Here is a 13,014-nt window from a genome sequence, read left to right on the forward strand (position 1 = left end):
TTAAATCCCCCTTCTAAATCGTTAAAAGGGGGATTTTTTTATTACCATCTTGTTAGTGATATTTCTCCGCTATTTAGCCAGATAGTATGTTTATCTTCAAGTTCGACTTGAAGTTGACCAGATTCTGAGATTTCTTTTGCAAGACCTTTTGTCAATTTTCCATCTAGCTGGAAGGTAACTTCTTTTCCAAGAACGATTGATCTTTCTTTATAGATATAAAGTAGTTCATCTGAATCCGTATTGTAGAAACAATTCCATATTTCGCTGATGAGCTCATTACGACTAATTGATGCAGGTGGCATAAATAGGCTACCTGCTTTTTCTTTTAGGTCATCTGGGAAGTCTGCTATAGAAAAATTTATACCAAGTCCGATAATGACATCTGTAACCAAGTCCGTCTCAACTGATGTCATTGCTTCGGTGAGGATGCCTGCTATCTTTTTATTTTTAAAGTATATGTCATTCACCCATTTGATATCTACTTCTATCATAGTTAGATTTTTAATGGCTTTGTAGACTGCAGCAGCTACAAGGAGAGTATAGGATGGGAGTTTTTCGTAGGGAAGGTTTGGTTGAATATGCAAGGACATATAGATTCCCCCCTGAGATGGAGAATAGTAGGGGCGTTGAAAGCGGCCACGACCTGCTGTTTGACAGGTTGAAAGATAGAGTGTATTTCCTTGGTTTCCAGCCTCAATCCCTTCTTTTGCATCTGTTTGTGTTGATTTGGTCTCAGGTTTGTAGTGAATGGTTAAGTTTGTTTTCTCTTGAATCAAATCAGGCAATATCAGATCGCCTTGAATAAGCTTGTAGCCTCTATTTTTGATACTGTCAATTTCTAGCCCTTCTTGTTGAAGACGTTGGATCGCTTTCCATATGGACGTGCGGCTTAAATTCAGTTCTTCTCCGATTTTCTCTCCGCTGACATAATCGTTTTCTCTAGCTAATATTTGGTAGACTAATTGGTGTGATTTCATTGATTTTCCTTTCTAGCTAAGAGGGAGTGAGCGTATTCATTTCGAGTTTGACTAGGTGTTTTATGAAAGAACTGTTTGTAGGCTTTTGAGAAATGTAGTGGATCTGAAAAACCTACAGAATATGCAATGACTTTGATTGTTTCATTGGTGTGCTCTAGTAACTGTTGAGCACGGTTCATTCGAACGAAAAGTAAATATTCTTTTGGAGAGAGTTGGTGAAATTCTTTAAACACACTAGTTAAGTAACTTCTATGAACCGATAGCTCTTTTGCTAAATCTTGAATGGTGAGCGATTGTGGATAGTGACTATCAATTAATCGTTTGCAGTCAAGATAGAGTTGGTGGGTTGATGAAATATTCTCTTTTTTCTGATTAGGAGCAATAGTTCCTAGATGAAACATCAGTTCATGGAGTTGTCCCATGATGTGGAGTTGAGCCAATTCATTTGATTTTGTAATCTGAGCGAAACGGACAATATTTTCAACGAGTTTTGCAGTTGTCTGGGTATGACTAGTTTCAGATTGGATTAGGTAGGATTGGTCAGAAATTTGAGATAGAGCAAAGTAGTCAGGTGCTCTTCCTCCAGTGATCCCCAACCAGTAGTAAGCCCAAGGATCCTGGCTATCTGCTTGATAGAATGTTAATTCATCTGGTTTTAGTAAAAAGAAATCTCCTACCTTTAAATCAACAATTTTCCCCTTATAATGGAATTGACCTTTTCCTTTAGTAATGTAATGGAGTACATAGGTATCTCGAATAGCTGGGCCAAAAGAGTAGTTAGGCGTGCATTCTTCATAGCCGTAAAAGCTAAGAGAAAGATCAATTGTTCCAGTCTGGTATTCTGAAAAAACGAGCATGTGCTACCTCCTACCTAACATTTTACCATACTTTGTAGACATTTCTCTATTTTAGAAAGCGCTTTTATTTGCTAAAATTTTATTAAGAAATCAATGAGGTACAATTTATGGGAATTCGGATAGAGAATAATCTATTTTACGTTGAGAGTAAAGGTCTAAGTTTGATTATTGAAAATAGGGATGGGTTCTTATTATTAAAACATTTAGGAAAGACTATTAAGAACTATAGAGGTTCTAATAGTGTTTATGAACGCGATCATGCTTTTTCAGGTAATCCCATAGCTACTAATCGAACCTTTAGTTTGGATACGCAACGCCAAATTTTTGGGCAACATGGTTTGGGTGACTTTAGAAAACCAACTTTACAGGTTCAACATGATGCAACTGAAGTAACAGACTTTCGATTTGTAGAAGCAAAGATTTTAAAAGGTCAGAATGGTCCACAGGGCTTACCTTCTCCACACAGCATGGATGCTACAGAGACGCTTGCCTTGATTTTAAAAGATCCTAAGGCTCAACTTAGTCTGACTTTGTATTATACAGCTTTTGATAATGATGCGACAATTGCTAGCTACAGCAAATTGGAAAATAATAGCAATCAGGAAGTTGTCATCCATAAGGACTTTTCTTTCATGGCTGATTTTCCTGCTGCAGCTTACGAAATAGTGACTCTACAAGGAGCTTATGCTCGTGAAAAGACTGTCCGACGTCAACAGGTAGAACAAGGAATCTTTTCGATTAGTTCGAATCGTGGAGCTTCTGGGCATGCTCAAACACCAGCTCTTCTCTTATGTGATCAAGAAGTTACAGAGGATGCTGGGAATGTGTTTGCTCTGCAACTACTGTATAGTGGAAACTTTGAAGCTTTTGTTCAAAAGAATCAACTGAATGAAGTTCGGGTGGCTATTGGGATTAATCCAGAAAACTTTTCTTGGAAGTTAGATGCTGAGGAAAATTTTGAAACACCGGTAGCTTTAGTGACCTATTCAGATAAGGGATTAACTGGTATTAGTCATGAAAGTCAGAATTTTGTACTTAAGCATATTATGCCAAGTGAATTTTCTAAAAAAGAACGTCCAATTCTAATCAATAATTGGGAAGCTACTTACTTTGACTTTCAGAGAGAAAAACTGTTAGAGTTGGCAGATGAAGCTAAGAAAATTGGAATAGAACTTTTTGTATTAGATGATGGGTGGTTTGGTAATCGCTTTGATGATAATCGTGCTTTAGGTGACTGGCGTGTTAATGAGGAAAAATTGGGTGGAAGTCTTGAAAGTCTGATTTCAGCGATCCATGAAAGAGATTTACAGTTTGGGCTTTGGTTAGAACCGGAGATGATTTCTGTTGATAGCGACTTGTATCGTAAACATCCTGACTGGGCTATTCAGGTTCCAGGTTATGAGCATACCTATTCTCGAAATCAATTAGTACTTAATCTTGCCAATCCTCAGGTAGTAGAATATTTGAAAAATGTTTTAGATGAACTCCTCTCTCATCATAAAATTGACTACATCAAATGGGATATGAACCGCAATATCACTAATCTGGGGAATGGTTCAGTTTATCTGGAAACCCAGATGCAGTCTCATCAGTATATGTTGGGGCTTTACGAACTCGTTTCTTATCTGACAGAGAAACACAGTCATATTCTCTTTGAGTCCTGCTCTGGTGGTGGTGGACGAAATGATCTTGGCATGATGCGCTATTTCCCACAAGTCTGGGCTAGTGATAATACTGATGCCATTGCACGTTTACCAATTCAATACGGTTCATCCTATCTCTATCCAACCATTTCTATGGGGGCTCATGTGTCAGCAGTACCAAATCATCAGATGGGACGAATGACACCATTGGAAACTCGTGGTCATGTAGCAATGATGGGAAATTTGGGTTATGAGCTTGATTTGACAAGTTTATCAGATGATGAGAAAGCTGAGATTGCTAATCAGGTGAACTTGTATAAAGAATTGCGACCAGTAGTCCAGTTGGGAAAACAGTATAGGTTAATCAATCCCAATGCTGAATCCAATGAAGCAGCTGTACAATTTAACTATGGAAATCAAACGATTGTAACCTACGTCCGAGTCCTATCAGTTGTGGAAACAATGGAAACCACCTTGAAACTGAAAGACTTAGAAGTGGAAGGGCTTTATGAACTGGAAGGGACAAACATTGTTTACTCGGGTGCAGAGCTCATGTATGCAGGTTTAACTGTTACCTTATCACCAGGAGATTTTTTGAGTAGACAGTATAAATTCAAAAGACTATACTAAAAGCGTATAAATTTATCAAGGAGGCATTCCAATGAAATGGTATAAGAAAGCAGGTTTTCTTTTAGTAGCTGGGGCAAGTTTACTAGGCTTAGTGGCTTGTGGTCAGAATAATCAATCAGCTGATGGTAAGGTAACGATTGAGTTTTTTAACCAGAAGACCGAGATGGCAGACACCTTGCAAAGGATAGTGGATGATTTTGAAAAGGAACACCCTAATATTGATGTGAAGCTGACTACAGTACCCGCAGCTGGAATTGTTCTGAAGACTCGGATTTTATCAGGAGATGTTCCAGATATTATTAATATCTATCCTCAAAATATGGATTTTCAGGAGTGGGCGAAGGCAGGCTATTTTGCAGATATGACAGGAAAACCCTATCTTGAGAACATCAAGAATGACTATGCCGAAAAGTATGCAATCAATAACAAGGTTTATAGTGTGCCTTTAACGGCTAACCTCTATGGAATTTATTACAATAAAACAAAGTTTAAAGAATTAGGACTTGAGGAACCGAAGACTTTTAAAGAGTTTCAAGAGATTGTTAAAAAAATAAAAGATAGTGGGAATTCTCCATTTGCGGTTGCAGGCAATGAAGGCTGGACATTAAATGGTTACCACCAACTTTCTCTCATTACTCTTACGGGTAGTGGAGGCGCGGCTAATAATTACCTTCGCTTTTCAAAACCAAACGCCATCTCTGCAGATGATGCTATTTTAAAAGCAGATGCAGAACGACTCGATTTATTAGCAGATAATGCTCAAGATGGTTGGCGTGGTGCCTCTTATAATGATGCGGTGGTAGCATTTTCGAGTGGAAAAGCCTTGATGATGCCACAAGGATCATGGGCATTAGCCGCAATTAATCAACAGGATCCAAAATTTGAGGTGGGGATGTTTGCTTTTCCTGGAGAAGAAGTAGGAAAAGAAGTCACTGTTGGTGCAGGGGATATGGCATTATCAACTTCAGCTACTACCAAACACCCTAAGGAAACCGAAGAATTTATCAGCTATATGACTAGTCCAAAAGCTATGCAGTCATATTATGATGTAGATGGATCACCAGTTGCTGTAAAAGGCATACAGGAAAAAGAAGACTCAGCGCTTACAGAGATTTCTAAACTGGCATTTACTGACAAACATTATGTTTGGTTGGGCCAACACTGGAATTCTGAAGAAGACTTTTTTAATCTAAGTGCAGGTTACTTGATGGATAAAAATCTGAAAAATATGGCAAACAATCTCAATGCTTTCTTTAATCCAATGAAGGCAGATTTGGACTAGAATAGGAGTTAAGATGATATGGCTATTCGAAAATTTTTAAATAAATACTGGGGTTGGACTTTTTTATTCATCCCGCTTGCTTTACAAGCTATCTTCTTTTACTTTCCAATGGTGCAAGGTGCTTTCTATAGTTTGACGAACTGGACTGGATTAACCTATAATTATAAATTTGTTGGTTTGAATAACTACAAACTGCTGATGATTGATGGGAAATTCTTCACAGCTATATCCTTTACTTTGATTTTAACTCTGGCATTGATTATTGGAGAGATTACGATTGGGGTGGTTGTGGCTCGAGCCTTAAATTCTAAGATGAAGGGGCAGACCTTCTTTAGAGCTTGGTTCTTTTTCCCGGCTGTTTTGTCTGGTTTGACAGTTTCCTTGATTTTTAAACAATTCTTCAACTATGGGCTTCCAACGATTGGAAGAATTTTAGGGATTGGTTTTTTACAAGAGAGTCTATTGGGGACACCAGTCGGAGCGGTAGTGGCAACTATTTTTGTTCTTCTATGGCAAGGAGTAGCAATGCCAATTATTCTCTTTCTTGCTGGTCTTCAGAGTATTCCAAATGATATTTTAGAGGCAGCATCAATTGATGGTGCAACAAGCAAACAAACTTTTTGGAAGATTGAATTGCCCTATTTGCTGCCAACGATTTCTATGGTTTTTATTCTGGCACTTAAGTCCGGTTTGACAGCCTTTGACCAGATTTTTGCCTTGACGAGTGGTGGTCCAAATAATGCTACAACGTCTCTTGGACTTTTAGTCTACAATTATGCCTTCAAGAGTAATCAATATGGATATGCGAATGCAATTGCCTTGATTTTATTCTTAATTATTGGAATTGTTTCTCTGATCCAAATCAAGCTATCAAAGAAATTTGAAATCTAATAGAGGAGTCCTACACATGAAAAAAGAAGAAAAATTGAATCAGTTTTGGAAATATGTCCTCTTGATAGTCGGTGGTATTCTTATACTTGTTCCTTTATTGGTAACAGTATTTAGTTCTTTCAAAATAACTAAGGATATCATGAATCATTTCTTTAGTTTGCCCAATCCTTTTACCCTAAGTAATTATGAACGATTAATTTCGGATGGAATTGGAGGCTATTTCTGGAATTCAGCAGTTATTACGGTGTTATCATTGATTGTAGTAGCTTTCTTTATACCAGCTGCAGCTTATTCCATTGCTCGAAATATGTCCAAGAAAAAAGCCTTTGCAATTATGTATTCGCTCTTGATCTTAGGGATATTTGTTCCATTTCAGGTGATTATGATTCCCATCACAGTTATGATGAGTAAACTCGGTCTAGCGAATATGTGGGGGCTAGTAATACTCTATCTAACTTATGCAATTCCACAGACTCTCTTCTTGTATGTTGGTTATATTAAAATCAGTATACCAGATAGTTTAGATGAAGCTGCAGAAATTGATGGGGCTGATCGTTTTACAATTTATCGTCGAATCATCTTTCCAATGTTGAAGCCCATGCATGCGACAACTTTGATTATCAATGCTCTCTGGTTCTGGAATGACTTTATGCTGCCACTGTTGATTCTGAATAAGGATTCCAAGATGTGGACTTTGCCTCTCTTCCAATACAACTACCAAGGTCAGTACTTCAATGACTATGGCCCAAGTTTTGCATCTTATATTGTGGGAATTGTAACGATAACCATTGTCTACCTCATCTTCCAAAAACATATCATTTCAGGAATGAGTAACGGGGCAGTGAAGTAAAAAAGTGCTTAGGGAATTTATAATTCCACACATAGACGAACGGTTCAGCTTGTTGACAATTCTATGTAGAAAACAAGAAAGTAGTACTTAGTTACTTGCAGTTTATAGTAGTACGAGTTCGAAGTGAACAAAAAATCTAAAAATATCTTTCATTTACGAAGCCAGGTCATATAAGACTTGGCTTTCATCAGAAAAAGGAGACCATCTATGACCATTCAAAATAAAACTATGTTGATTACTTACTCAGATAGTCTTGGAAATAACCTTAAAGACCTGTATGAGAATTTGGAAGAACATTTTGGCGATGCTATTGGGGGAGTTCATCTTCTACCATTTTTCCCATCAACAGGGGATCGTGGATTTGCACCAGTTGACTACGATGAAGTGGATCCAGCGTTTGGTGATTGGGAGGATGTTAAGCGTTTAGGTGAGAAATATTATCTTATGTTTGACTTTATGATTAACCATATTTCTCGTCAATCTAAATATTATAAGGACTATCAAGAAAAACATGAAGCTAGTGAATTTAAAGATCTTTTTTTAAACTGGGACAAGTTTTGGCCAGAGAACCGTCCGACACAGTCTGATGTAGATTCAATCTACAAGCGTAAGGATCGTGCACCAAAGCAAGAGATTGTATTTGCAGATGGTTCAGTAGAACATTTGTGGAATACTTTTGGTGAGGAGCAGATTGATCTTGATGTGACCAAAGAAGTAACGATGAGATTCATCCGTAAAACGATTCAACATCTAGCAAGTAACGGATGTGATTTGATTCGTCTAGATGCCTTTGCTTATGCAGTGAAGAAATTGAATACCAATGATTTCTTTGTGGAACCAGATATTTGGAATTTATTGGACAAAGTTCGAGATATCGCTGCTGAGTATGGGACAGAGCTCTTACCTGAGATTCATGAACACTATTCGATTCAGTTTAAAATAGCGGACCATGATTACTATGTTTACGATTTTGCCCTTCCAATGGTAACCCTTTATACTCTTTACAGTTCCAGAACAGAGCGCTTGGCTAAGTGGTTAAAGATGAGCCCGATGAAGCAATTTACGACACTAGATACCCATGATGGGATTGGAGTGGTGGATGTCAAGGATATCCTGACTGATGAGGAAATTGACTATGCTTCAAATGAGCTCTATAAGGTTGGAGCGAATGTCAAACGTAAGTACTCTAGTGCAGAGTATAACAATCTAGATATCTACCAAATCAATTCAACCTACTATTCTGCGCTTGGAGATGATGATGTCAAGTACTTCCTCGCTCGTCTGATTCAAGCTTTTGCTCCAGGCATTCCTCAGGTTTACTATGTGGGTCTATTAGCAGGAAAAAATGACTTGAAATTGTTAGAAGAAACCAAAGAAGGTCGAAATATTAATCGCCATTACTATAGCAATGAGGAAATAGCAGAAGAAGTTCAACGTCCTGTGGTGAAGGCCCTTCTCAATCTATTTTCTTTCCGTAATCAATCAGAGGCCTTTGACCTAGAAGGGACTATTGACATTGAAACACCAACAGCTCACAGCATTGTAATCAAACGCCAAAATAAAGACAAGTCCGTAACAGCAGTAGCAGAAATTGATTTGCAAAGTCAGATCTATCAAGTAGTGGAAAATGGCAGAAAAATTCAGTTCTAATGCTATATTAATGAAAGAGTTTTTTTGTGGCGAAAACGTGTTCATTGTTCCCAAATGACGGAAAAAATGGTAAAATATAAAGATAGTTTAGCATTTATCTTCTGGAGAAATCCAGAACAGAAAGGATCCGTTTTGAAATCAATTGGATTACTGGATAAGATAAGAGGGCTTTCGAAAAAAGATTTCTTTTTGTATCTGATGATCATAAGTATCTTTTTACCTTTTTATTTATTCTTAGCGCTCTTTGCTTTATATTTGATAGGTTTACTCGTTACTGGTGAGATGAAGGGAATTATCAAAGGATTGGCCAAACATCCTGTACTTCTCTTTTTTATTGCCTACAGTAGTATCATCTCTATCGTCGCCAAGAACTGGCTTGGATTGGTTGCATCTTTACTGATGTTTCTCTTCCTCATTTTCTTTAGCTTCTACCAGAAACGTCTGACACATGCTTTCTTTCGACTGATACTGCAGACAATCTTGTTTGGTAGTGTGCTCTCTGCTGTTTTTGCTACTTTGGAGCATTTCCAAATTGTAAAGAAATTTAACTATGCCTTTCTTTCGCCCAATATGCAAGTGTGGCACCAGAACCGTGCAGAGGTCACCTTCTTTAATCCTAACTACTATGGGATTATCTGTTGCTTCTGTATCATGATTGCCTTTTACCTCTTTACAACGACAAAGTTAAGATGGTTGAAAGTCTTTTGTGTGCTAGCAGGTTTTGTGAATCTATTTGGTTTGAATTTTACGCAAAATAGAACAGCCTTTCCTGCCATCATTGCTGGTGCCATCATTTATCTCTTTACAACCATTAAAAACTGGCGCGCCTTCTGGCTCAGTATTGGAGTTTTTGGGATTGGCCTTTGTTTCCTCTTCTCAAGCGATTTGGGTGTCCGTATGGGAACGCTAGATTCTTCAATGGAGGAGCGCGTTTCAATCTGGAATGCGGGTATGACTTTGTTCAAGCAAAATCCGATTTGGGGTGAGGGTCCACTGACCTATATGAATTCTTTCCCGAGAATCCATGCACCTTACCACGAACACGCGCATAGTCTTTATATCGATACTATTTTAAGTTATGGTTTGATTGGAACCATTCTCCTATCCATTTCTTCGGTTATCCCGGTTCACATGATGATGGATATGAGTCAGGAGTCTGGTAAACGACCAATTATCGGTCTTTATCTCTCCTTCCTTACAGTAGTCGCTGTACATGGAATTTTTGACTTGGCTCTTTTCTGGGTACAGTCAGGATTCATCTTCTTGCTGGTTATGTGCAGTCTACCACTGGAACATCGAACCTTGGTGTCCGAAATGACAGATTAAGTTAATAAATAGTGAAGATCTTCTACTCTAGGTAGGAGGTCTTTTTTGTTGGTGAAAATTATTTCTAAATCGAAATAGTTGACAGATGGAACGAGAGGTGTTACAATAAAAATAATTCGATATAGAAATAAAATGGAGGGATCATGAAAGACAGTCATTTGGTAGCCCATCATATTCGTTTGTTGAATGGGAGGATTTTTCAAAAGTTACTGAATCAGGATCCTGAGGCCCTTTATCGGAGTGAACAAGGAAAGATTTTAGCGGTTTTATGGAATAGTGAGACAGGTTGCGCTACAGCCACAGATATTGCGCTTGCGACTGGTCTCGCTAACAATACGCTAACAACCATGATAAAGAATCTTGAGGAGCAAAACCTGGTCATCATTAGCCCATGTGGAATAGATAAGAGAAAAAAATATGTCAAGTTGACAGAGCGGGGTTGGTCTCAGAAAGAAGTTGGCCATCGTATCAGTCAAAAACTGGATGCTATTTTTTATAAAGGCTTCTCAGAGGAAGAAATTCGCCAGTTTGAAGCCTTTCAAGAAAGAATTTTGGCTAACCTGAAAGAGAAGGGAAATGAGGTTTAGAATGGAGTAAATTAGTTATTAAAAGTTTGGTAACTTGACCAACCGAGGAAAATTTTAAATTGAGGACAAAGAATGATTGAATACAAAAATGTAGCGCTACGCTATACAGAAAAAGATGTTTTGAGAGATGTCAATTTACGGATTGAGAACGGGGAGTTTATGGTTTTAGTTGGACCTTCTGGGTCCGGTAAGACGACCATGATCAAGATGATTAACCGTCTCTTGGAACCAACTGATGGAAATATTTATATGGATGGCAAGCGCATCAAAGACTATGATGAGCGTGAACTTCGTCTTTCTACTGGTTATGTTTTACAGGCCATTGCTCTGTTTCCCAATCTAACGGTTGCGGAAAATATTGCTCTCATTCCTGAGATGAAGGGCTGGACTAAGGAAGAAATAGCGACGAAAACAGAAGAGCTTTTGGCTAAGGTTGGCTTGCCAGTAGCTGAGTATGGGCATCGACTTCCAAGCGAATTATCTGGTGGAGAACAGCAACGGGTCGGCATTGTTCGTGCCATGATTGGTCAGCCTAAGATTCTCCTCATGGATGAGCCCTTTTCGGCCTTGGATGCTATTTCGAGAAAACAGCTACAGGTTCTGACGAAAGAATTACATAAAGAGTTTGGTATGACAACGATTTTTGTGACCCATGATACGGATGAAGCTTTGAAATTGGCAGACCGTATTGCTGTCTTGCAGGATGGAGAGATTCGTCAGGTGGCGAATCCTGAGACGATTTTAAAGGCTCCTGCAACAGACTTTGTAGCAGACTTGTTTGGAGGTAGTGTTCATGGCTAATTTGATATCAACTTTTCAGGATCGCTTTGGTGACTGGGTAACAGCTCTATCTCAACATTTGCAGTTGTCACTGTTGACCTTGTTACTAGCTATTTTTATCGCGATTCCTTTGGCTGTTTATCTTCGCTATCATGAAAAGATGGCGGACTGGGTCTTGCAGATTGCAGGAATTTTCCAGACTATCCCGTCTCTGGCCTTGTTGGGGCTCTTTATCCCTTTGATGGGAATTGGGACCTTGCCAGCTTTGACAGCTCTGGTGATTTATGCGATTTTCCCGATTTTGCAAAATACCATCACTGGGCTAAAGGGAATTGATCCAAGTCTGCAAGAGGCTGGGATTGCCTTTGGGATGACCAGGTGGGAGCGTCTCAAGAAGTTTGAAATTCCACTTGCCATGCCTGTCATTATGTCTGGGATTCGGACGGCAGCGGTCTTGATTATCGGTACGGCGACCTTGGCGGCCTTGATTGGGGCAGGCGGACTGGGTTCCTTTATCCTTTTGGGAATTGACCGCAATAATACCAGTCTGATTTTGATTGGGGCCCTTTCTTCTGCAGTGCTCGCCATTGCCTTTAACTTCCTACTAAAAGTGATGGAAAAAGCAAAATTGCGGACGATTTTCTCTGGTTTTGCCTTGGTGACCATATTGCTGGGTCTGTCTTATAGTCCAGCCCTCTTAGCTCAAAAAGAGAAAGAAAACTTGGTGATTGCTGGGAAATTGGGTCCAGAACCAGAAATTTTGGCCAATATGTATAAACTCCTCATTGAGGAAAATACCAGTATGACTGCGACTGTTAAGCCGAATTTTGGGAAAACAAGCTTCCTCTATGAAGCTCTGAAAAAAGGGGATATTGATATCTATCCTGAATTTACCGGTACGGTGACTGAAAGTTTGCTTCAGCCATCACCGAAAGTGAGTCATGAGCCAGATCAGGTTTATCAAGTGGCGCGTGATGGCATTGCCAAACAGGATCATCTTGCCTATCTCAAACCCATGTCTTATCAAAATACCTACGCTGTAGCTGTTCCGAAAAAGATTGCTCAAGAATATGGCTTGAAGACCATTTCGGACTTGAAAAAAGTGGAAGGGCAGCTGAAAGCAGGTTTTACACTCGAATTTAATGATCGTGAGGATGGAAATAAGGGCTTGCAATCAATGTATGGTCTCAATCTCAATGTAGCGACAATGGAGCCAGCCCTTCGCTACCAGGCAATTCAGTCAGGCGATATTCAAATCACAGATGCCTATTCGACCGATGCAGAGTTGGCGCGTTATGATTTACAGGTATTGGAGGATGTCAAGCAACTCTTCCCACCTTATCAAGGAGCGCCACTCATGAAAGAAGCTCTTCTCAAGAAACATCCTGAGTTGGAGACAGTTCTCAATAAATTGGCTGGTAAAATTACGGAAAGTCAGATGAGCCAGCTCAACTACCAAGTTGGTGTCGAAGGCAAGTCAGCAGAACAAGTAGCCAAAGAATTTCTACAAGAACAAGGTTTGTTGAAGAAATAGCTTGAAA

The 13,014-nt window shown here is 39.1% G+C and carries 11 protein-coding genes; 9 read left to right on the plus strand and 2 right to left on the minus strand.

The annotated features are described in order from the left end of the window. Positions 1 to 41: 41 nt before the first annotated feature. A complete protein-coding gene (gene birA, locus I6H78_RS07495) occupies positions 42 to 977 on the minus strand; it encodes a bifunctional biotin--[acetyl-CoA-carboxylase] ligase/biotin operon repressor BirA (RefSeq protein WP_198459268.1) in 936 nt (311 codons plus the stop codon). After that, positions 974 to 1,834: an AraC family transcriptional regulator gene (locus I6H78_RS07500; protein WP_198459269.1), complete on the minus strand. Its 861-nt coding sequence runs from the start codon at positions 1,832 to 1,834 to the stop codon at positions 974 to 976. Before I6H78_RS07500 ends, birA begins: the two co-directional genes overlap by 4 nt. A 107-nt stretch (positions 1,835 to 1,941) precedes the next feature. On the opposite strand from I6H78_RS07500, the gene I6H78_RS07505 reads away from it, so the two are divergent. The 9 genes from I6H78_RS07505 to I6H78_RS07545 all read left to right on the plus strand — a co-directional run bounded on the left by I6H78_RS07505 (position 1,942) and on the right by I6H78_RS07545 (position 13,007). Beyond that, entirely contained in the window at positions 1,942 to 4,107 is a 2,166-nt protein-coding gene (locus tag I6H78_RS07505) for an alpha-galactosidase (protein ID WP_198459270.1), read from the plus strand. Between the two features lie 31 nt (positions 4,108 to 4,138). Next, complete coding sequence (locus tag I6H78_RS07510) at positions 4,139 to 5,389, plus strand: extracellular solute-binding protein (RefSeq protein ID WP_198459271.1); 1,251 nt, start codon at positions 4,139 to 4,141, stop codon at positions 5,387 to 5,389. An 18-nt stretch (positions 5,390 to 5,407) separates the two neighbouring features. Further along, a complete protein-coding gene (locus I6H78_RS07515; RefSeq protein WP_198459272.1) occupies positions 5,408 to 6,280 on the plus strand; it encodes a carbohydrate ABC transporter permease in 873 nt (290 codons plus the stop codon). A gap of 16 nt (positions 6,281 to 6,296) precedes the next feature. Continuing rightward, complete coding sequence (locus tag I6H78_RS07520) at positions 6,297 to 7,130, plus strand: carbohydrate ABC transporter permease (RefSeq protein ID WP_198459273.1); 834 nt, start codon at positions 6,297 to 6,299, stop codon at positions 7,128 to 7,130. A 207-nt stretch (positions 7,131 to 7,337) separates the two neighbouring features. After that, positions 7,338 to 8,780, plus strand: a complete 1,443-nt coding sequence (gene gtfA, locus I6H78_RS07525; protein WP_198459274.1) for a sucrose phosphorylase — start codon at positions 7,338 to 7,340, stop codon at positions 8,778 to 8,780. A 132-nt stretch (positions 8,781 to 8,912) separates the two neighbouring features. Further along, on the plus strand, positions 8,913 to 10,106 hold the full coding sequence (locus I6H78_RS07530; RefSeq protein ID WP_025170970.1) for an O-antigen ligase family protein: 1,194 nt from the start codon (positions 8,913 to 8,915) through the stop codon (positions 10,104 to 10,106). A gap of 143 nt (positions 10,107 to 10,249) precedes the next feature. Beyond that, entirely contained in the window at positions 10,250 to 10,693 is a 444-nt protein-coding gene (locus tag I6H78_RS07535; RefSeq protein WP_198459275.1) for a MarR family winged helix-turn-helix transcriptional regulator, read from the plus strand. Positions 10,694 to 10,765: 72 nt separating this feature from the next. Beyond that, entirely contained in the window at positions 10,766 to 11,494 is a 729-nt protein-coding gene (locus I6H78_RS07540; protein WP_198459276.1) for an ATP-binding cassette domain-containing protein, read from the plus strand. Beyond that, a complete protein-coding gene (locus tag I6H78_RS07545; protein ID WP_198459277.1) occupies positions 11,487 to 13,007 on the plus strand; it encodes an ABC transporter permease/substrate-binding protein in 1,521 nt (506 codons plus the stop codon). The genes I6H78_RS07540 and I6H78_RS07545 overlap by 8 nt, the downstream gene beginning before the upstream one ends. Positions 13,008 to 13,014 lie beyond the last annotated feature (7 nt).

It is taken from the genome of Streptococcus oralis, assembly GCF_016127915.1.
Lineage (GTDB): Bacteria > Bacillota > Bacilli > Lactobacillales > Streptococcaceae > Streptococcus > Streptococcus oralis_BO.